This window comes from Algibacillus agarilyticus, assembly GCF_003286125.1.
In the GTDB taxonomy this organism is placed as follows: Bacteria; Pseudomonadota; Gammaproteobacteria; order Enterobacterales; family Alteromonadaceae; genus Algibacillus; species Algibacillus agarilyticus.
The window spans coordinates 148,172-170,075 of the sequence record NZ_QMED01000006.1 but is presented as its reverse complement, the minus strand read 5'-3'; the positions used below and the strand labels follow the sequence as shown (position 1 = coordinate 170,075).

The 21,904-nt window shown below is 39.8% G+C and carries 20 protein-coding genes; 12 read left to right on the top strand and 8 right to left on the bottom strand.

Annotation, left to right across the window (positions count from 1 at the left end; genetic code table 11):
* Window positions 1–18 precede the first annotated feature (18 nt).
* The 8 genes from DPX34_RS07335 to DPX34_RS07300 all read left to right on the top strand — a co-directional run bounded on the left by DPX34_RS07335 (window position 19) and on the right by DPX34_RS07300 (window position 5,622).
* The gene (locus DPX34_RS07335) at window positions 19–321 is read left to right on the top strand and encodes an urease subunit gamma (protein WP_111977757.1); all 303 of its coding nucleotides are present in this window, start codon (window positions 19–21) and stop codon (window positions 319–321) included.
* Between the two features lie 41 nt (window positions 322–362).
* Window positions 363–722 carry an urease subunit beta gene (locus DPX34_RS07330; protein WP_111977756.1) on the top strand — a complete coding sequence of 120 codons (360 nt, stop codon included), beginning with the start codon at window positions 363–365 and terminating at the stop codon, window positions 720–722.
* On the top strand, window positions 722–2,425 hold the full coding sequence (gene ureC, locus DPX34_RS07325; protein ID WP_111977755.1) for an urease subunit alpha: 1,704 nt from the start codon (window positions 722–724) through the stop codon (window positions 2,423–2,425). The genes DPX34_RS07330 and ureC overlap by 1 nt, the downstream gene beginning before the upstream one ends.
* Window positions 2,426–2,439: 14 nt before the next feature.
* The gene (gene ureE / locus DPX34_RS07320; RefSeq protein WP_111977754.1) at window positions 2,440–2,913 is read left to right on the top strand and encodes an urease accessory protein UreE; all 474 of its coding nucleotides are present in this window, start codon (window positions 2,440–2,442) and stop codon (window positions 2,911–2,913) included.
* Window positions 2,903–3,691 carry an urease accessory protein UreF gene (locus DPX34_RS07315; protein WP_232824686.1) on the top strand — a complete coding sequence of 263 codons (789 nt, stop codon included), beginning with the start codon at window positions 2,903–2,905 and terminating at the stop codon, window positions 3,689–3,691. The genes ureE and DPX34_RS07315 overlap by 11 nt, the downstream gene beginning before the upstream one ends.
* Window positions 3,692–3,699: 8 nt before the next feature.
* Window positions 3,700–4,332 (top strand): urease accessory protein UreG, encoded by a 633-nt coding sequence (gene ureG / locus DPX34_RS07310; RefSeq protein WP_111977753.1) that lies wholly within the window; start codon window positions 3,700–3,702, stop codon window positions 4,330–4,332.
* A 15-nt stretch (window positions 4,333–4,347) separates the two neighbouring features.
* Entirely contained in the window at window positions 4,348–4,536 is a 189-nt protein-coding gene (locus DPX34_RS07305; RefSeq protein ID WP_111977752.1) for a hypothetical protein, read from the top strand.
* A 282-nt stretch (window positions 4,537–4,818) separates the two neighbouring features.
* Window positions 4,819–5,622 (top strand): sulfite exporter TauE/SafE family protein, encoded by an 804-nt coding sequence (locus DPX34_RS07300; RefSeq protein ID WP_198673647.1) that lies wholly within the window; start codon window positions 4,819–4,821, stop codon window positions 5,620–5,622.
* A gap of 84 nt (window positions 5,623–5,706) precedes the next feature.
* Here DPX34_RS07300 and DPX34_RS07295 read toward each other — a convergent pair whose 3' ends face one another.
* Window positions 5,707–8,421 carry a hypothetical protein gene (locus DPX34_RS07295; RefSeq protein ID WP_111977750.1) on the bottom strand — a complete coding sequence of 905 codons (2,715 nt, stop codon included), beginning with the start codon at window positions 8,419–8,421 and terminating at the stop codon, window positions 5,707–5,709.
* Between the two features lie 231 nt (window positions 8,422–8,652).
* Between DPX34_RS07295 and DPX34_RS07290 the strand changes: the two genes are divergently transcribed.
* From DPX34_RS07290 to DPX34_RS07280, 3 genes are all read left to right on the top strand, one after another.
* The gene (locus DPX34_RS07290; RefSeq protein ID WP_111977749.1) at window positions 8,653–9,663 is read left to right on the top strand and encodes a phosphotransferase; all 1,011 of its coding nucleotides are present in this window, start codon (window positions 8,653–8,655) and stop codon (window positions 9,661–9,663) included.
* A 425-nt stretch (window positions 9,664–10,088) separates the two neighbouring features.
* On the top strand, window positions 10,089–10,598 hold the full coding sequence (locus tag DPX34_RS07285; protein WP_111977748.1) for a hypothetical protein: 510 nt from the start codon (window positions 10,089–10,091) through the stop codon (window positions 10,596–10,598).
* Between the two features lie 66 nt (window positions 10,599–10,664).
* On the top strand, window positions 10,665–12,095 hold the full coding sequence (locus DPX34_RS07280; protein WP_157964644.1) for a hypothetical protein: 1,431 nt from the start codon (window positions 10,665–10,667) through the stop codon (window positions 12,093–12,095).
* A 304-nt stretch (window positions 12,096–12,399) separates the two neighbouring features.
* Here the strand turns inward: DPX34_RS07280 and DPX34_RS07275 are convergent, their stop codons facing one another.
* The 4 genes from DPX34_RS07275 to DPX34_RS07255 all read right to left on the bottom strand — a co-directional run bounded on the left by DPX34_RS07275 (window position 12,400) and on the right by DPX34_RS07255 (window position 17,731).
* Window positions 12,400–13,545 (bottom strand): DNA alkylation repair protein, encoded by a 1,146-nt coding sequence (locus DPX34_RS07275; RefSeq protein ID WP_111977746.1) that lies wholly within the window; start codon window positions 13,543–13,545, stop codon window positions 12,400–12,402.
* A 55-nt stretch (window positions 13,546–13,600) separates the two neighbouring features.
* Window positions 13,601–14,944: an MFS transporter gene (locus DPX34_RS07270; RefSeq protein WP_111977745.1), complete on the bottom strand. Its 1,344-nt coding sequence runs from the start codon at window positions 14,942–14,944 to the stop codon at window positions 13,601–13,603.
* A gap of 857 nt (window positions 14,945–15,801) precedes the next feature.
* Window positions 15,802–16,257 (bottom strand): CreA family protein, encoded by a 456-nt coding sequence (locus DPX34_RS07260; protein WP_111977743.1) that lies wholly within the window; start codon window positions 16,255–16,257, stop codon window positions 15,802–15,804.
* Between the two features lie 271 nt (window positions 16,258–16,528).
* Window positions 16,529–17,731: an NnrS family protein gene (locus DPX34_RS07255; protein WP_111977742.1), complete on the bottom strand. Its 1,203-nt coding sequence runs from the start codon at window positions 17,729–17,731 to the stop codon at window positions 16,529–16,531.
* Window positions 17,732–17,958: 227 nt separating this feature from the next.
* Between DPX34_RS07255 and norR the strand changes: the two genes are divergently transcribed.
* Entirely contained in the window at window positions 17,959–19,623 is a 1,665-nt protein-coding gene (gene norR / locus DPX34_RS07250) for a nitric oxide reductase transcriptional regulator NorR (RefSeq protein ID WP_111977741.1), read from the top strand.
* A 717-nt stretch (window positions 19,624–20,340) separates the two neighbouring features.
* Here norR and DPX34_RS07245 read toward each other — a convergent pair.
* The 3 genes from DPX34_RS07245 to DPX34_RS07235 all read right to left on the bottom strand — a co-directional run bounded on the left by DPX34_RS07245 (window position 20,341) and on the right by DPX34_RS07235 (window position 21,855).
* Window positions 20,341–20,673, bottom strand: coding sequence for a PBPRA1643 family SWIM/SEC-C metal-binding motif protein (locus DPX34_RS07245; protein WP_111977740.1), 333 nt, complete (start codon window positions 20,671–20,673; stop codon window positions 20,341–20,343).
* A 158-nt stretch (window positions 20,674–20,831) separates the two neighbouring features.
* On the bottom strand, window positions 20,832–21,359 hold the full coding sequence (locus DPX34_RS07240) for a TlpA family protein disulfide reductase (protein WP_157964643.1): 528 nt from the start codon (window positions 21,357–21,359) through the stop codon (window positions 20,832–20,834).
* Window positions 21,360–21,414: 55 nt separating this feature from the next.
* Entirely contained in the window at window positions 21,415–21,855 is a 441-nt protein-coding gene (locus DPX34_RS07235; RefSeq protein ID WP_111977738.1) for a hypothetical protein, read from the bottom strand.
* Window positions 21,856–21,904: the final 49 nt, after the last annotated feature.

The window sequence follows — 21,904 nt, the reverse complement described above, 5'->3', positions numbered from 1 at the left end:
TAGATAAGAGATGAACGCATGGATTTATTGCCAAGAGAAAAAGACAAACTGTTGATTTTTACGGCCGCATTACTCGCTGAGCGTCGTTTAAACCGGGGTTTAAAACTGAATTACCCAGAAGCGATGGCTTATATCTCAATGGAAATCATTGAAGGTGCTCGTGATGGCAGAACAGTCGCTGAATTGATGGATTATGGTCGTACTTTACTTTCTCGCGATCAAGTGATGGAAGGTATCGCTGAAATGATACCGGATGTACAAGTAGAAGCGACTTTTCCCGATGGCACAAAATTAGTCACCGTACACAACCCAATTGTTTAGCTTTGCCCATTAAAGGCACAAACTGATTAGAAGGATTTACAATGATCCCAGGCGAAATTAAAACTGATCCCGGTGAACATCAACTGAATGTTGGCCGAGTAAAAACCAAGCTAATAGTGACTAACCATGGCGACAGACCGATCCAAATTGGCTCACACTATCATTTTTATGAAGTTAACCCGGCATTACATTTTGATCGCGAAATAGCTAAAGGCCAACGTCTTGATATCACATCGGGCACTGCGGTCCGATTTGAACCCGGCCAGCAACGTGAAATAGTACTGATCCCTTATGCCGGTAAACGTCGTGTTTATGGTTTTAGAGGTGATGTTATGGGGGATTTAGAGTCGCCCACTTTAACCCAGACACAAAGCACCAATAACGATAGCGAGAATACATAATGGCGACGATAGATAAACACGCTTATGCCCATATGTTTGGCCCAACAAAGGGCGATAGAGTGCGCTTAGCTGATACTGATTTATGGCTTGAAGTTGAAGAAGATCATACCGTTTACGGTGAAGAAGTTAAATTTGGCGGGGGTAAAGTCATTCGTGATGGCATGGGGCAAAGCCAAGCATCATGTCACGACACCGTTGATTTAGTGATCACCAATGCCTTAATTCTTGATCATTGGGGTATTGTAAAAGCTGATGTGGGTATTAAAGATGGCCGTATCGCTATTATTGGCAAAGCCGGTAACCCTGATATTCAAGATGGTATTGATATTGAGGTAGGCGCTGGCACAGAAGTGATTGCCGGTGAAGGCCAAATATTAACGGCCGGTGGTATTGATGCCCATATTCACTTCATTTGTCCGCAGCAAATAGAAGAAGCCTTAATGTCAGGTGTGACCACCATGATTGGCGGTGGCACGGGACCCGCAACAGGAACAAACGCGACAACGTGTACATCAGGGCCGTGGAATATTGCTAAAATGCTGCAAGCCACTAACGACATGCCAATGAATTTTGGTTTTTTAGGCAAAGGCAACGCGAGCTTACCGCAAGCATTAGCCGAGCAAATTGAAGCCGGTGTTTGTGGGCTTAAATTACATGAAGATTGGGGTACAACGCCCGCGGCCATTGATACTTGTTTATCGGTTGCTGAAGAATATGATGTACAAATTGCGATCCACACCGATACGCTAAACGAATCTGGCTTTGTTGAAGATACGTTAGGGGCATTCAAAGGGCGCACCATTCATACCTATCACACCGAAGGTGCAGGTGGCGGGCATTCTCCCGATATTATTCGCGCTTGTGGTGAATCAAATGTACTGCCGTCTTCAACTAATCCGACACGGCCGTTTACGATCAATACCATTGACGAACATTTAGATATGCTAATGGTTTGTCATCATCTTGATCCTTCAATTCCTGAAGATGTGGCTTTTGCTGATTCACGTATTCGCAAAGAAAGCATCGCGGCAGAAGATATCATGCATGATTTAGGGGCTATCAGTATGATCGCGTCTGATTCGCAAGCGATGGGTCGAGTTGGTGAGATGATCACGCGCACTTGGCAAACCGCGCACAAAATGAAACAACAACGCGGACCGTTAGCACCCGATACCGAGCGCAATGATAACTTTAGAATAAAACGTTATGTGGCTAAATACACCATTAACCCCGCAATAAGTCACGGGATTAGCCACGAAGTGGGCTCGATTGAAGTGGGTAAACTGGCTGATTTAGTGTTATGGAAACCTGCCTTTTTTGGTATTAAACCTTCGCTGATTTTAAAAGGGGGCTTTATCGCCGCCGCGCCGATGGGAGATGCGAATGCATCAATACCTACACCGCAACCTGTGTATTATCGCCCCATGTTTGGTGCGCATGGCCAAGCCGCTGCTCAAACATCAATGACCTTTTTATCGCAAGCGGCGATTGATAAAAATATACCAGAGCAAGTCGGCATGACACGCCTGGTTGGGGCTTGTCGCAATACCCGTAACATTGGCAAAGACGATATGATCCACAACAACTGGCAGCCAAAAGTTGAAGTTGATCCACAAACATACGAAGTTCGCGCCAATGGTGAATTACTCACGTGCGAACCCGCAGAATCTTTACCACTAGCCCAGCGCTACTGTTTGTTTTAAAAATAGGTATTTACATGTTACAAGTTTATGAGCGCTTAGATCATACACATCAAGCCATCAACGACAGTATTACGCTTGATTTCGATACGCGCAAAAAAGCACGTATTAAAGGAGTAACGGACGGTGGTGCCGATATCGGTATTTTTGTTGAGCGTGGTCACCCGTTATTAATTGGTGAAATTCTTAAAACTGAATGTGGCCAATTGATTGAGGTTAAAGGCTTAGCTGAACCGGTGAATACAGCGATTGCCGATGATTGGTTAACCTTTAGTAAAGTGTGTTATCACTTAGGTAATCGCCATACATCATTACAGATTGGTGAATTATGGTTACGCTTTAAACCTGATCATGTGCTGGCAGAACTCGCGACTATGTATGGTTTAACCATTAACGATCAACCCGCTGTGTTTGCACCCGAAAGCGGTGCTTATGGTCATAAAGGCACTCACGCGCATTCACATGGCCATGAGCACGAGCATGAACACTAACGTGAGCGCTAATGTGGCTAATGTGAGAGATGTGGATAGTAACACGAGCAAAAGCAGCGCTGAAACCACGAGCTTGGATACTCAGGTTGAATCGCCGATGTCTGCTATTGCCTGTAATCGTTTATTGCAATTGTGTAGTGCGAACTTGCCCGTGGGGGGATTTTCATTCTCACAAGGGCTTGAATATGCCGTTGAAGAGCAATGGGTTAATGGCGTAGAAACGACACATCAATGGATTAAAAGTAATTTATTAGATGCCGTAGCAACAACGGATTTAGCTTTATCGAAACGCTTATATCGCAGTTTAGCGCAACAAGATATCACGCAATTCAAAGTGTGGGATCAACATGTAATTGCTTGCCGTGAAAGTGCTGAACTACGTTTAGCTGAAGTGGCAATGGGTAAAGCTTTAATTCGTTTGCTTTCTAACTTAAACGCAATTAATACAGACAACGTTAGTGAATTACTACAACGTAAAGAGATTAGTTTTGTCGGCGCATTTACATTAGCTGCTTATTTATTTGGGCTTGATCAACAGAGTACACTCAGTGGATATTGTTGGACATATATCGATAATCAAGTTGCTGCTGCAACAAAACTCGTTCCGCTTGGCCAAACCCAAGCGCAAAATTTATTATTTGAATTAACAGACTTTGTGCAACAAGCCATTCATATCGCAGATGATACGACCGACCTCAATATCGGCGGTAGTTTACCCAGACTCGCGATGGCAAGTGCGTGGCATGAAGAACAATATACGCGACTATTTCGCTCGTAGAGGAAAAAATGAATAAAAAACAAGTTTTAAGAATTGGTGTTGGCGGACCCGTCGGTTCAGGCAAAACCGCATTACTGCGTTCACTTTGCTTAGCATTACGCGAAAAATATAACATGGCCGTTGTGACTAACGATATTTATACTCGTGAAGATGCTGAATTTTTGACTCGCCATAGCGCGCTTGAAGAAGATCGCATTATGGGGGTAGAAACCGGAGGTTGTCCGCATACGGCAATTCGAGAAGATGCGTCAATGAATTTAGCTGCAATTGACGAGTTACAAGAGCGCCACCCAGATTTAGATTTTGTATTAGTTGAAAGTGGCGGTGATAATTTAAGCGCAACGTTTAGCCCAGAGTTATCTGATTTAACGATATACGTGATTGATGTGTCTGCCGGCGACAAAATCCCACGTAAAGGTGGGCCGGGCATTACCAAATCTGACTTACTTATTATTAATAAAATTGATGTTGCTGACTTAGTTGGGGCATCATTAGATGTGATGGACAGAGATACTCGTAAAATGCGAGGTGATAGACCTTTTGTTTTTTCTAACATGAAAACCAAGCAAGGACTTGACCAAATCATAGAATTTATCGAAACTGAAGGCATGTTAACTGTAACTGCCACGCCTGTGGCTTAGCAAAGGAGCTTACACATGAAATTTATTTTACTTACTATTGGCTTATTTTTATCAACCGTAGCGGCGGCACATACCGATCACGCAATGGGCGAAGGTAGTTTTCATACCTTTTATCATATCGCTTTTTGGACTTTAGTGGCGCTTGTTGCGATTAAAGGTGCAATGTGGATCCGAAGCCGTAACGTGAATAAAGAGCGTAAATAAATATCGTAAATAAATATCGTAAATAAAGAACACGATAAATAATCTACTTATTTACCGCTAAATAAAGCGGCAAACGTTCTGTTTGCCCTTTATTTATACCCAAGTCACTTTTCCGGTTTCACTCAATTAAATACCTCTTCGTTATTAAAAATGCCGTTGTTACACACTTTTATCTTTTAAAACCATTTATCTTTAAACCCCTGCATCATGTATTCAAGTGGTTTATTTAGTAAACTCACCATTAAAATAAAGCCAATACATAAACTGTATTCTGAGGTTAACGTGTTAGAAATCGAATGGATTTTATCTTTTTTGTTATTAGGCTCTGTTGTTGGGGTGATGGCAGGGTTGCTCGGTATCGGCGGAGGCGGGATCATGGTGCCAATGCTAACGAGTATATTTTTAGCTCAAGGCGTGCCTGTAGATAAAGTGGTTCATTTAGCACTAGGCACGTCGATGGCGTCTATTATTTTTACTTCAATATCGAGTATGCGGGCGCATCATACTAATGGTGCGGTAAATTGGACAATAGTTAAAGTCATGGGGGTTGGTGTTGTATTGGGCACGTTTTTATCGACGTTTATAGCGGCTCAAATTAACGCGCTTTATCTGGCCATCTTTTTTTCTGTTTTTATGGCGTATGTATCAATTCAGATGTTTTTAAATAAAAAGCCACAAGCTGATAAAGGGGTGACTGGCAATAAAGAGCTTTATGTAGTGGGGTCAGGTATTGGTGCAATATCGGCTTTAGTTTCTATTGGCGGTGGTTCGTTAACGGTGCCTTATTTAATATGGAAAAATATTGATATTAAAAAAGCGGTGGGTACCTCTGCAGCGATAGGATTACCTATATCAATTGCGGGTACTTTTGGTTACTTAGTTAATGGTTGGTCAAATACATCGTTAGACAATTATACGCTTGGTTTTGTTTATGTACCGGCGGTGTTATTAATCTCTATTACTAGCTTTTTTTGTGCCCCTTATGGTGTAAAACTCGCTCATTATTTACCGGTTCCTGTGCTAAAAAAGGTTTTTGCTTTATTGTTAATTACACTCAGTATTAAAATGTTAATAACGATAGTTTAAGCGTAAAGTCGTCTACAGACCTAATTGACTTGAGTGTGCTATACCATGTCAATGAAGTCATTCAGGTATAGCACTTTTCAGTGGTTATTTACGTTTACGCGCTAAACGACGAGTTTTTCTTAACTTCTTTTTTATTAATTTAAAGCGCGATTTATATTTGTTGAATAACGTTTTAATACGCTTAATTTGCTTCAAAAAGGGTTTATCTTGTTTTGGTTTATCGTCAATGATGACGGGTAAATCATAGCAACTTTCACTATTTGAAGCGCCCGCATCTGAAGTTGTACCTTCAGGGCATGCGGTTTCTGCTATTGCCCCCATCAGATCAACATAATGGCCTGCTGATGCTTGTATACAAGTCGTTTGTGCTGGGTGGGGTTGATATGTTCCCTCTACACACGCGTTAAATTGTGTGGCGGCTACCGTGTCTACAAACGATCCTTCTGGTGCCGGAACACACGTTTGGGCTCCGTAACTCGGTTGATAAAAGCCTGCTGAGCAAGCTTGCTGTGTATCGGCAGCCGTGTAGGTAACAAAAAAGCCTGGTGAAGCGGTCTGACATTGAGTTTGTCCTACTTCGCTAGAAAACTTGCCAATAGGGCAGGCTATTTGATTAATATTGTCTGGACAATAATATCCTTTATTGCAAACCGCACAGGCTTCAATATCTGCAAAATAACCCACACCGCAATCTAAGGTGAGGGCAATGTCATTACCATCACCTGCTGTATAAGATATCCTAAAATCATAATTGTCGTCGCTTATTAAGGCACCTTCAGGTAAACCGGAAAAGTTGCCTTGTATGTTATGTGAGCCATTGTTTTCAACGATTACAAGCGTGCTATTTTCTAATTCAGTGTTGATCGTGAAGGTGTTGGAATTAAGAACTAATAACCCGTTTAAAACGATTAAACCATCGATACTGGCTTGTGTGTGCTCGTTGGCTGAGTTTAGGTTGACTTGGAATATTGCACTTGAATCTAAACCTAGGTTACCGTTAATAGTGGCTTTATTTAGATTGACGGTGGCACCATTGTTGGCATATATATCACCGTTTATTAAACTACGGCCAAAATCAATATATCCACCGGTTAATAACTCAAACCCACGCCAAGTGTTTTTTGCGTCAACTCGGTTTTCGGTTTCATCAAATAACACCTTACCCGCGACGGTTAATTCAATTAGCTGATCATCTAGGCCTGCTCCCGATTTATCAACATCGGCTATTTCGAGTTGAGCAAAGTGGGTTATCGTTAATTCATGTCCACTTGCTATCTGTATATCTTGTTCTATGAGGTGAGGTTGTGAACCTGTCCACGTTTCAGTGGGTATATCAACATTAAACGATTGAAGTACCGTCTGCGTATTAACATTACCAGAATAATCACTTATTTCAGCCGCATTTAAGATGATTGTTTTTACCGCGCTATCTTCAATGCCCCATTCGCCGTCAACGGGCAAAATAGAATAAGTCGCGATCTGACCTTCTACTGAAATGAGTGTTATTTCGCAGCCCGCCACGCTGAGGTCGCCTGCATCTATACTTGTTGGATCGATCGAATTAACGCCATCTGAATAATCAACACGTATTGTGTTGGGGGTTCTGCTTACTTCATCAATGTTAATGGCGGCTGTTAATAGTGTTGCGGTTGGTTTCGTTTGGTCGATGTTAACCCTAAAAGCAGAAAGCATTTGAGCATTAAGCGTGTTACCTGATATATCAAATACTTCACCTTGCACAACATTGATAAAGAACTCGTCATTATCGCTTTGTGCCCAAGCACCCCCTGGCGGAGCAAACGTGTAGGTGACAGTATCACCCTCAACGGTATAGCCTAAAATAGTTAGAGAGCCAACATTTTGACCGACAATGCTTATATCTGCGGTATCAAAGCTCGTTGTATCGATACTTGAATCGGCATCAGTGTAGGTAACTTGAATGGTGTTAGGGCTAGTGCCGGGTGTTGTTATATCAGTAAATGATGTATTTAAAGCCGCAATCGGTTTTGTTGTATCAATATTAACGTTGAAACTAGAGAGTGTTTTTGCATTGTTCGTATTACCCGCTTGATCGCGAATAGCACCTTGCACAACATTTATTGTATATTCGCCGTTATCGGCTTGTGCCCAAGCCCCTCCTGGTGGAGAAAACGTGTAGGTGACTGTATTGTTATTTACATCACTACCTATTATTGATAGTGCGCCACTTGGACCGACAATGCTTATATCGGCATTATCAAAGCTCGTTGAATCGATACTCGAATCGGCATCAGTGTAGGTAATTTGAATGGTGTTAGGGCTAGTGCCGGGTGTTGTTATATCAGTAAATGATGTATTTAAAGCCGCAATCGGTTTTGTTGTATCAATATTAACATCGAAGCTTGAGATTGATTGATTGGTTACGGCAATACCGTCATTATCGAATACTTGGTTGGGCACCATAGCAATATGATAAACCCCATTGTCGGCTTGTGACCAAGCGCCTCCCGGAGGGGCAAATGTGTAAGTGACGGTATAGCCCATAACGTCATTGCTCATCACCGAGCTATTTATTATTGATATTGCACCACCGGGGCCAGTTATTGATATATCGGCTGTATCAAAAGTGGCGGTGTTAATACCTATTTCAGTTGATGGGTCGGCTGAATAAAGAATTTGAATTGAATTAGGAGTCGGACCTGCTAGGGTAACCCTTGGAACTTCGATTAAAATAGTTGAGCTTGGTGCTGCAATACAGGTGGCTGACAGCAACAAAACGAAGCTAAACAGGTTTTTTATAAAACCTTTATTGTATGACATTTTTATATCCATATAGTGAGTGCCAATATTTAACAGATTTATTTTTAAATTGGCAGTTATAGCTAATTGAGATGAAAGAACAAACTAACATGCTTCTGTTAATAACAAAAAGGCCAAGTTCACAAATCAAGACAAATATTGTTTAAATCATTTAGCTTTTAAAATACATAATATGCTGTAGTTGATGGCCATTGTTGCAAAAAATGAAAAGTGTAAAATAGGAACTAAACCATGGATTTATTAGCCGAACTCAAAATGTTACTCAATGATTCTGAGCTGATTATCACAGAACAAGTGCAATCATTGTGGAGCGGTTATGGGCAAATAGTGCGTTGTCGATCGTTATCAACTCATCAAGATTATATTGTTAAAGCCATTGCGCCAGCTAATGCGAGCCGCCACCCTAGAGGCTGGAATACAAGTGCAAGCCACGAACGTAAAGTTAAATCTTATCAAGTTGAGGCCGCATTTTATCAACACTATGCGCCGTTAACCGATTTAAATTGCAAAATACCTAATTTGATCGCTAGCAAAGTAACTCATGCCGATACGTTATTGGTGATGGAAGATTTAGATGAACAGGGTTATACCGAACGTAAAACGTTAGCAACTTGGCAAGAGCTCAATGCGGCTATTCGTTGGCTCGCTTTTTTTCATGCGCGATTTATGGGCGTTAACCACGTTGATAACGGTTTTAATTTATGGCCGATAGGCACTTATTGGCATTTAGCAACGCGGCAAGATGAGCTAGCAGCGATGCCGGCAAGCGAATTTAAAACACAAGCGCAAGCCATTGATTGCCGATTGCAACAAGCGCAATTTAAGACCTTGGTACATGGTGACGCTAAATTTGAAAATTTGTGTTTTTTGCCTACGTTTGATGCGACAAGCGATAACCCTGAAGTCGGCCTTGGGTATAAAGTTGCGGCGATTGATTTTCAATATGTGGGCATGGGGGCTGGCGTAAAAGATTTAGCCTATTTAGTGGGAAGTTGCTTACAAAACCAACAGCTCTTTGATTATGACGAACGCGTGGTTGAAGCCTATTTAACTCACCTTAAACAAGCCTTAACGCTTTATGAAAAACCGATTGATTTTATGGCATTAACCACTGAAACCAAAACGTTATATCCGATAGCTTGGGCCGATTTTTATCGCTTTTTACTTGGTTGGAACCCACAAAGTTGGAAGATAAGCGACTACATGAAACACCAAGCCGCATTAGGGTTAGCGCAACTTTAAAAATGCGACTTAACGGATTTGTGAGATGAACAGCGTTGAATAAATTACATATTTTTTTACTGAACGCAGCAAGTAGATTGGGCAGAAGCATGAAGTCCAACACTCTTTGCTAACTCAAAAACCGCCATTTTAATATATCATACGTGCCGTTACGTTGGGCTGCGCAAGCTTAGCGCCAACCTACTTGAGTGGGATTATGATGACGGCCATGCACGCTGCATGTGATTAACGCACATGATTCCAATTACGGGTTTAATACTGAAGCCAGCTTCCTTTAAAAAGCAATTTCCTATAGCATTAAACATACCAATTTAAGTTGGGCGAAGGCATCAGCTTCGTTCAACAAGGCATTATGCGATCACACACTACGTGACGCATGAATGCTAAACGTTAGGTGAATCGGTAATATCGTACCAGAGGTGTTTGTGAAAATTGAATATGATGTAAAGCTTTATAAAGAAATAGCAAACTTCAAGGTCAATGAACTTGTTCAAGTTTCAAATAGAAAGGGACAAAGAAGTACAATTCAAATCACTAATATCACGAGACTATCATGGCAACAATTGCAGTTACTTGTTTCTAGTGGTGCTGATAGGTTTAGTAAAATGGTGTACTTGTATCGGGAATATTCATCAAGAAAAGACGTTTCTGAATCTGTAATTAAAGGCAAACCACTTTCACAAAACGAAAGTGATGAGATAAATGAATACATTAGAATATTTCGTGACCATGATTTAACAAAACATCACGAAGTAAACGATATAATTACTGAAAGAAATGATTGGGATAAATTCAAAACAATTCGATCTTTAAATGACCACGGGAAACATAAAGATATTCCTGGTATCCAACCTCATTATTTCGAGGTTGTTTGCAATATTTTAAAAATATCAGGGGAAGGTGGCTTGTCTCTTGATGGTTATAAAAAGTATTAACTTTCTTATAAGTGACTCAAAAGTAAATTGCTAGTGAATGCAGAGGATCTAAAAACAAGAGTTAATATGATCGAAGAATTTATAACTAAAATTGAAACCCTAGGCTTTAGCGCTGAAAAATTTAAAGATGGAAATATAAAAATTGGCTTAGAGTGTTGCCCCTTCTGGCATATCATCCTGCATGATCTTGATGACGAACGAATGTTGCCATATTTTTATCTTCGTAAAAGGCGAATTGAAGAAGTTACCGACCTTCACGATATGATTCCAACCGTTTTAACCACGATTACAAAATGCAATGGCCATGGCTCTTTTCGCTTTCTTGGGCAGCATAATGAGTTTAGCGGAATAGATGATGAACTTTATGGGATGTATTGGTTTCCTTCACAGCCACTTAATGAGCGAATAAGGAAAAATAGTAAGCAGGACTTTGATTCTCTGTTTGGAATTTTGTTTGATCTTTATATTTTTCATATGTATCAAGGAGACTTACTTGGTGCAAATGACTCAGACGAAGACGACTTCTCGTATGATTCACCAGAACTTCAATCTTGGGTTAACTCTATTGTTAAAGCAATTGGTGATAATGAATCGCATGTATCAAACCTCCGTAAAAACCCAGACTGGTTTTATTTCAGAAGTTTTTCAGCTGGCTTCTCTGTTTGCAAAAATCCACACATAGCAAAAACCTTGAAAGGCTTTTTAACTAAAAATAGTAACGAAATTAGTAAGATTGATGGTGTTGAATCAACTATTGAGATTCACAATGATATGCATAACACAATCTCTCATGAGGAAACGTGTTTTGTAAAAACAATTCTAGAATCCATCGGTGATGTATCAGATATTGAAGTTGTACCACAAGAAAATCATTTGGTATTTATTACTGACTCACATGTAGTAATGAAGTATACGAATAGTGGTTTAGATTCCGTCAATTCAGAAAAAGAGCTCATAAGGGCTCGGCAACAACATGAAATAGAATTACTTTTTGGTAGCCAAAAATTTGAGTGGAACATATCTGACCGGAAGAAAAGTGCTGAATTTGAAGATTTGATTCTTGAACTTCTGAACAGAGAAGCTTGGGTTTTTTCTGTTAAAAAAGTAGCCCCAACTAATCAGGGGGATAATGGTCGCGATCTAATATGTGAATACAATATGTTACACAACGAGTACCAAGTATCGAAAGATGTAAGTTCTATACAAATCGGAAAAATGATTGTTCAATGTAAAACGAATCTAAGTACATCCAAGAAGTCGTCTGTTGGTAAAGCTGATGTTGATGTAGCTGATACCATTTTCGACTATCGACCTGATGGTTATATGCTAGTAGTAAACACTCAAATAACTAGAGATCTAACGGAAATGCTCGAGAGGCAAAAAGATCGTAAGGAACAGAATTCAATTGTTTGGTGGAACTCATTTGATGTAGAAGAGCGACTAAGAAAACACCCTGATATTCTAGCAAGGTACAATAATTTAGTTACTTACGCATAATTCACCTAATAAATAAGGATAGGTGTCGCGAAGCTGGCACTTAATCAAATTGCTGTACAAGCCCGATGGAGCAGAAGATATTATTTATAGCCAAGTAGGTTGGGCAGAAGCATGAAGCCCAACACTCTTTGCTAACTCAAAAACCGCCATTTTAATATATCATACGTGCCGTTACGTTGGGCTGCGCAAGCTTAGCGCCAACCTACTTGAGTGGGGTTATGATGATTGTTCTTCACGATAGCTTTGATGACGGCCCTGCACGATAGCTTTTGCATAATAATATTTTTTGGAAACGAACCCCGCCTTACATCTTTAAATCAAAATCGGCTTGCGCAACTGATTGACCATTGATCACGATCTCGAGCCTGTGTTTACCGGGGTAGTATGTTCTGGTGGTTATTTTTTTGATGGCATGACGTTTTTCAATTTGTAATGTTTTAGTGGGTGTTATTGATGTGGTTCGCCACTTAAACACTTTTGGACTGGTTGAACCGTTCGATTTTTGATGATGGATAATATAGTCGATCATTAATGCTTGTGGTTGTTGATTGGTTGATTGCAAGGTCAAATTAAAATTTAACGCGGTGCCGAATTCAACAACATTTGAATCTAAGGTTAAATTGACATTTTTTATTGCGGCGGGGCCGTAGCCCAATATCAGCAGTGTTTTTTTATGGCCTTGTTTTATGAGTGTTCGGCAAGCGTGTTTAACTAATTTTATGCGTTCGTTGCTGGCGTTGAGCAGCCATTGCTCTGCAATATCTGCGACGCGATCAGGGTGATCTTTAGCGATGTCGTTTAAATTATTAGCGACTGAGCGGCGTACATACTCTGAGCTATCATCTTTTAATTGCTCAAGTAATTTAATCACGGGATCTGGATCATCAATAAAGGGTTTTAAACGAATACCCCAAGGTAACCTGGGCCTTGTGCCTTCAGAAATTAAACGGCGCACATGATGATTTTTATCATTAATCCAAGATTGTAAGGTATCAAGTGTGGCATTTTGGTTGGCCAATATTAAAGGGCGAATAGCGAATTCAGCGGTGCAATGCTGAGTTAACGTTTTTAATAATGACATGGTTAAATCAAAATGGTTATGACCTTGTTCTACAACAAATTCGGCAACGGCGATAATCACCCAACCCGATATACCTGTTCCATCGGTTTCGGTTGCGGATATATCACCATCGCCGAGTGGTTGGCCTAAGCTGGCTTTAATTATTTGAGCGGAATGTTCAAAGTTAGCGGGCAGGTGGGTTACCATGCATTGAGTGATGCGATCGGTGCGTTGTTTTAATTCTAATGTGTCAAATTGCGTTAAAGCATCGTTAATAAATTGCGCTTGATTAAATTCAGCATAGTTCTGCTGTAAATAGGCTGCCATTTCTCGAATGACCGTTTCATTTAATAAATTTTTAAATGGTTCTATTTTTGACGTATCAGCCATGAAAAATCTCTGTTATTGATAATAAAAAATGCTTAACACCTCATCATTTTTTTGATTAGGTGTTGCTTGACGATAGCTTAGATGCGGTTAATAAACCCCAAGCCAAAAGGCTAAATAAAATAGTACCACCGGACAAAATATAGCGCATAGCTTGCAATGAAAACTCGGTTTGTTCGGCCCCTAAATTAGCGTCAAAGCCAATTAAATTTAAAGTATAACCCGAGGCTATAATGGCTAGGCTGCTGCTTACATGCAATACCCATGCTTGCACTGATATAAATAAGCCTTTGTTATCTTCATTATTTTTGCTTTGTTCTTCGTCACAAATTTTAGCGATAAGTGAAGGTATTAACACCCCCATCGCCGACCAAACTAAACAACAAAAAAGTGCATCTAAACTGATTAACCAACGCACTTCGGGTACAAATAAAAACCATTTAATTAAACCGCCTAACGCATTTAACAAAAATATAATCTGTAATGCTTTGGGTATACCCACGTGACTTGATAGTTTTACAATAAGCGGAATAGATGCAATGCCCATAATGGCAAACGAGGTTGACAAAACACCTTTCCAAATTGATCCTTCTGCAATATCACCGTTACACATGTAATAAACAATGAGGTAATAATCAACACTGGCAGAATAATAAATGCCGGCCATCACAAAAAAAGATATGCCCAATATGACTAAAAACTGTTTATTTTTAAGGGTGCGTAACATATTTTTACTCAGTGAGGACGATTCTATTTTTTCGTATTTTACCGTGTTGGGGCTTTCTTTTACGCCTATCACTGGTGCTAAACCACAAAGTGCGATTAACACAAGGGCAATAAACCAACCCACAAATTGCACCCCAGCAACCGCCGAGCTAAAGATGGCTAATTGAGAAATAGGAAAGGCCCACTGATTAGCAATGGCACATAATTTACTAAAGACGGCAGTGATGGCGATCACTTTAGTTCGCTGCCGAGTCTCTGTGCTTATTTCATATTGTAAGCATGTCATCGGGATCGTATAAAAGGTTGAAGAGATATAAAAAGTGAGCGCGATAATAAACAAATAGGCAAATTGCCAATTGCTAGGCCAGTCAATCGGCACCATCCAAACACTGCCAAATAACACACTACAAATTGCCCCAGCGCCAACGATAAAAGGCTTGCGCGTGCCATGCCGATGTTTATAACGATCGACTACATTACCCACCCAAGGGCCAATAAACGTTGCGATTAATACGGGAATGGCCGAGGCTAAGCTCAGTAAAAAAGGGTCGAGCCCTAAGGTCATTTGATAAAAAGGTAAGGCTAAAATCCAAATACCATTATTAACAAAAAATGACGAAACCTGGCCTATACCTAAAGCGGCTGTTGCGGTGCGAGAAACCGGCGTGATTGGCATTTATACCTTCATTTTTACTTTTATTGATAGCTTCATTGATATCTCTATTGATACTTTCTTTGAAAATAGGGTCGGTGAATGTGTATTTTGTTTAGGCTAAGTATATTGTATTAATTGTCTTTTAGTGGCGAATATCTTAACTTACCTCAACTCTGGTTTACTTGTGCGCGATTAAAATAATAAGGATGGTGATGGAAGAGTTAAGTGAAGGTTTATTTAAGGGCTTATTTCGACTTATTCGATCTGTATACCCAAGTCACTTCAAAATGCAGGGTTCAGTGGGAATTTAAATTGATTTAGGCACAGCTTCCGCATCCTGCTCTCGCTAAGTACCTACGTCCTGTAGGCAAGGCAAACAGGTGCAAGTTTAACGGGTTAAATTAAGCCTGTTTAACACCGCATAAATCAATTTAAAACCCACCGGGACGGAGCCCCTGAGCGATATTACTTCGTCGTTGTATTAACTTGAAAGGGGGCTACATTCCTGCATTAATACGCCTAGAATTAAAATCGCTCAGGGGCTCTGAACTAGTATCTTGAAGTGACTTGGGTATATTAATCGAAGCCATGTGCGAATTTTTATTTTATTGGATTGGCCGTCTTTTTTTGTTGATGATCACGCTTGGCCGTTACCCGCGAGGTAATAAAGTTGAAGATGATGAGCTTTTTATTATTGTTGTTGGGATTGTGTTTAGTGTGGTGTCTGTGATCTGTATTTCGTATTTTTTGTGATCCAAGCACTGTATTGGTATTAATAAAATGAAGGTGATTAGTGAGTATCTGAGTTAATCACCTTTTTTATTTGTTTTTGATTACGGTTTTTTAATAGTGGCTCATTTTAACAACGGCGATTAATATTACATTGCGATATAAGCTTTTGTGCCCCAAAGTGGCACTGTCGATAAGCTATGTTTAAAGCTGCCTTCTGTTTCTTTAGTTGAGTATGATAAATACATGAGCGTTTGATTTTTAGCATCAAATATTCGTCTAATTTTCATGTTTTTAAAAAAAATGCTTTTTGACTTTTTAAACACGACATCTCCAGATTTACTTTTATCAATTTGCGCTATCATTTCAGCGGTTATTTCACCGGTTTGCCGGCATGATATTGAGCTATCACTTGGGTCAGACAAACTTAAATTGGCTTCTACCGAAGCGACATGGCAGGTAACACCGGTGACAATAGGATCGATCATTTGGTCTAATTTGATATCTTGCATCGTAAATAAACCGAGTGATACATCACCCACTTCGTTGTCTGAACAGCCTATTATGAGTGCTGATAAACCGATCGCTAATAATAATTTTTTCATGATTAATCCTTAATATGACGTGTTTAAACTGCGCTTTTAGCTATTTATAGCCAAGTGACTTGGGTTTATCTCTAAGTCTCTTGGCTATAAATTTTAAGAGTTTGAGTTTATCACAAATTATTTTAAGTAAGTGGCATTGGTAGCATTGGGTTGTCAGTATGCAGTTTTTGAAAGGTGTAGGGCACTCAGCCTAATGTTATCGCTAAACTCAGTGCTTTTTATAATCGTATTCAGGTGTAATAAGGCGTAATGCCTTAATATTTGGTCGATGCTAGTTCAATCTAGGTTTTAACAAAATTGGCAGATAACGCCATAAAAATAACAGGCACGCAAAACCCCAACAGCTAACGCTTATATTCCACGCTATTAACGGGCTCATAAAAACAGGCAATACCACACGGGCGATTAACGCCATCACAATACAAATGAAGAGCAAACTAACCATAAAAGAAACCTGTAAAGGCCTACCGGTATGGCCTAATGAAACTCTGGCCATCATGGCAAAAATCATTAATGAGATCGCCCCTATCGTGATCGTATGTATAGCCGAGCTTAGGGTAATAGCGGTAATAAAAGCTGAAAGACTAAATAAAACCAAACCGATAATCATGCATATATAGGCTAAGTGCAAAGACCAAAGTAGTGGAACATTGAGTGTTTTTATCGTGTGCCAATTTTTAATGCGGATGAGTTGTAAAATGCCACTTACACCCAGTGCGATAAAACCAAGCCATTTTATTTCACTGAAAAAATAACCGACCGCAAAACTAAATAAACCCATTAATGTAACGGTAATAACGGCTATTTCGATCATTGGATTAGCCAGTACCGAAGCGACTTGAGCGCCGCGGGCCGTAAAAAAGGGGATCACGCGACCGCCTACAATGGTCATCATAACCACAAATAATAAAATGGTTACTCTGCCAATATGTAATGCCAGCTCGGGTTGGTTAGTCATATCCGCTAATAAAATACCAACGTTCATCATCATGATCATGAGTAATAGCGGAACAAATAAATAATTACGCTTATTTTTGCTCAGCCAAACCATACGGCTCATTGTGGCAATAACACTTAACCACCAAATGAATTGTAAGATCATGGCTAGCCATAAACTTGCAGGGGTATTTACCCAAATAGCGGCGCGTACGCTTAACCAAATAACCACTAATAAGGCTAATTTTGTACCTTGTATACTGGGTAGTCCGGTCCATGTTTGTACGGCGGTTAATAAAAAGCCGGCAGCGACAGTCGCGGCAAAACCAAACAACATTTCATGTAAATGCCAAACAACAGGGTTAAGACCTGAGACGGAATAGTTAAGCATGCCATTCAGGATCAAGCTCCAATTTACGAGCGCAGCAACAGACGCTATGGTCGCGAGTAAAAAGAAAGATCTAAAGGCTAAAGCAAAAATTGAGTTGAATGTGATCTTTTGATTCGTTTGCACATTGGGTTCATTTATTTGGATCATTTGGTTAAAAACCTTATCGTTTTGGGTGACTCATCAGCGTACTCATAGTGAAATTGCAAAGGGTGTTCCAAGTTAATAAAGTAATTAATTATCAATAGGTTGACGTTTTTTGTTTTTCTAAGTTAAAAAATATGAGTCTTTATGACTCGTGTATTTTGATGTTAAAATGACTCTTGTGTGTTTTTTATGTATGCTATCAACTTCTCTCGTTATAAAAAGATGTTTTAATGCAAGCTATTACCTCTGAATCGTTACTTAATTTAGTGCTTAATTTAGGTTTAAATTTCGCTAATAGCTTAGCGGATAATTTAAGCGAACAAGAACGCTATCATGGTTTGCTCGATACCATCAGCAAAACGATTGAATGTGATGCAATCGCTATTTTGGCTTTTCGGGGTGATATTCTTAAACCGTTAGCTACAAAAGGGTTAAGCCAAGACACAATGGGTAGACGTTTTGTGGTTGCTGAGCATCCTCGGTTTGTGGAAATATGCCAAGCTAAAACGCCCACACGGTTTTTTGCTGATTGCCCTTTACCTGATCCCTACGATGGTTTGGTGGTCGATATGCAAGGTGATTTACCGATTCATGCTTGTATGGGGATCCCGTTATATTTTGCCGATAAGTTAATCGGTATACTCACGCTTGATAGTTTTACGCCAAACGCATTTGATACCATTGCTCAAGATACGCTCGAAATTATTGCAGCTATATCGTCAGCGACCTTAAATACCGCTTTAATGATTGAGTTGATGGAGCATCAAGCTTTGCATTCTAAGCAGGTCGTTGCAGAATTAAGCCAATCTGTGTTGCTGCGTGATAGCGGCGAGTTAATTGGCGATAGCCCATTAATGCTAGCCTTAAAAAAAGATATTGATATTGTGGCCGCATCACCTTTTACGGTGCTTATTAGTGGCGCTACAGGCGTTGGTAAAGAACTGGTTGCGCGTCAAATTCATCATAAATCATCTAGATCAGACAAGCCTTTAGTTTATGTTAATTGCGCTGCGTTACCCGAAAACTTAATAGAAAGTGAATTGTTTGGCCATGTTAAAGGTGCGTTTACCGGTGCTGATAAAGATCGCAGCGGTAAATTTATATTAGCCGACGGCGGTACGTTATTTTTAGACGAAATAGGGGAGTTACCGTTAGCAGCACAAAGCAAGCTATTGCGGGTATTGCAAAACCAAGAAATACAAACCGTGGGTCAAGATAAAATTCGCACCGTGGATGTAAGAGTGATCGCGGCGACTAATCGTAATTTAATAGAAGAAGTTGAACGGGGGCGGTTTAGAGCCGATTTGTATCATCGCTTAAGTGTTTATCCTATCAACGTACCGCCTTTAAAAGCACGAGAAAACGACGTTATTTTATTAGCGGGTTATTTTGCTGAATCTGCTCGCCGCAAGTTAGGCTTAAGCCAAGTTAAATTAACGACTGATTTATTAACTCAATTGTCGCGTTATGCTTGGCCAGGTAATGTGCGAGAGTTAGAGCACGTAATTGATCGGGCGGCAATTAAAGCACGAGAAGCGCAAATGTCTTCAACGATCACCTTAGAGGGTGCGTCGGTTGATTTAATGCAAAAAGATCAATCTGAAGCTGTTTTGTTAGCACATGAAGTTAATGATGCGCCTTCGATATCGTCGGTTGCCAATCACGATGCAAGCCGTTTGGCTCCGCATTTAGTCGACTCTTATTCGTCTTCCTTCTCTGCCAATAAAAGCTTAAAAGAAGCCACTCAAGCTTTTCAACAGCAATTGATTATGCAAACTTTGGTTGAGCAAGATCATAATATGGCGGCAACCGCCCGTATTTTGCAAACCGACCGTGCTAACTTGAGCCGCTTAGCTAAAAAGTTAGGCATTGTTATTAAAAAACGAGTGGGTTAAATATTGATTAGCTTGCTCATTCGCCTCTCTTGCGAGTAACAATGAGCTGATGCAGGATTTGCTCGGCTTACATAAAAATCGATATGCTAATAGGGGCAATGTATGGGTTTAACCGCATTAAAATTAGTGATGCCATTGGTGATATTTTTCAAAATAACCTGACTTATACCAATCCATATTAATAAGTGATCTCTCAGAATGCATCCAGCGGTTTTTGAACAAGGCGTCGGTGTGTAGGAATGGTTGTTCCCTTTCAAATACCGATAACGCAGATCAAAAGCCGCTGGGGCATTCCTTTCAGGCGAGTTTTAAATGCGCTTACTCTGTGTTGCTCGAACTCAAAAGAGCACCACTATTCTTTCATTCAAGCGCCTTGATTAAGCGCATTTAAACGCTCGCTGAGTGGGCACTTATTATTACGGATTGGTATTAATAACTTGACGAGAGTAGAGGTGAGTGGTTAATCATTTTAAAATGATGTTCTCAATATATTTTGCAGTTTACTCATTTATCTTTGAGTCGGTATAGATCATTTAAAGTTAATGTACACGTCGTTTGTGTTGATTTGTCATTGTCGAAAGGGGGGGGAGCTTGCCCGGTTCAACTCAGGTTTAATTTGGAGCTTGCCGGGTTTGTGTTTTAATCGAAGTATATTGCTAATGATCCCGCGTTATTTTCGATTTTCTGGGTTGTGATATGTGCCTATTTAACCCTAAACTAAGCGCAGCATTTTTTGTGTTTTTTACCGCTACCGCAAAAACAAGGTGCGTTTCTATCGTGTTTAATGGCTGCAGTTTGTGGTTTTGGTTTATTTAAAAAACCGGTTAAATCAAGAATATTTTCGGCTGCACTTTCATCAATACTGATGTTGCCAACTAAATTGTTTTCTATCAGTATTGTGTTTACTTCATCTGCTCTGGCTTGTGTTTTTACGGTTAAGTTGAGCGGGTTATCCACTGTTCCTGGTTTAGCTTTTCGATTAGGATTGTAGCCACTTGTCCCATATTTTTGTACTGTTTCAATGCGACCTTTGTAATATAAATTATGCATGTTTCTACCTTAAAGCTAGGAATATAGCTGTGCTTACGTTTTAGGCGGGCAGTCTAACAGATCACATCGTATCGAGTGATGTTTGTTTTTAATCGGGGGAATTGACGGTTCAAGTAAGCAAAGCCTTATGGGTAGACTAACAGCGTAAATGAATGCGTTTATGAAGGTTTGTTTGATAGCAGGTGTTTTTGAATTAAGGCTTCAAATTCCGGTTTGTCTTGTTCTTTAAAGCCCAGTTTTGTATGGACTAAGCGTTGTTGATCATAAATAAATAAGGCCGGTAAACCCGAAATAGAGAATAACTTTTGCCCTTGTCCGTTGGTATCATAAAAAACGTTTAAAGCCTCTAGTTGGTATTTAGTGATGAAATCGAGTGCTTGTTGTTTATCTACATCTAAATTAATGGTGATGAATGTGATTTCTTTTTCATCGAATTGTTTAAAAAAATCCAGGTAATAGGGTAATGATTTTACACAAGGCTTACACCAGCTTGACCAAAAGTCGATAACAATCAAGCGGCTATTAATGTCATTTAATGTATTAATGTTGGCCACATTAGAATCAAATTGATGATGCCAAGCGCTATTTTTGTTATCGACTTTTTGTTGTTCAAACCATTGCGATAAAGCCATACCCGCAACGAATGCCAGTAAGGCGAAACTCATAATTAATAATTTTTTGAACATATCTCTTTTCAACCTATGTCGCTTCAACATATCGCGTTTAAAATTAAGATGTGGCTTATTGCTCAGCGTTTTTTAATTCGCATAGCGCCGGCACAATTTTAATAATATTAGGGCAACTGCCATTGCGTATTTTGCGTTTTTTACAATTCGACACAGACCAGCTCACCGTACTAAAATAATCACTGGTTTCAGGTGTATGATCACATATCTCAGTTGAGTGTTGAGCGTAAGCAAAACAGGCACTTAAAAATTCTTTATGTGCATTGCTGCAAGCAAGTTCTCTGCAAGGTTCACTGTCTTTTATTACACGTTCTAAACACGCTAATTGGGTATTGTTTTTACCAAATAATTCACCTTGTTTTTGTGCATCGTTAATGCCATTGGTGAGTTGTTGTTGATTATCTTGCCACCAAAAATAAAATGAAAAATAGGTGAGTACAGCAAATAAAGCGGCTAACGCAATCAACCAGTAGCGTGTTTTAATTTGGTTTATCATGTGTTTCTCTAAAAATTAATAAGGGTAATAGCTAAAATCATTTGGATGA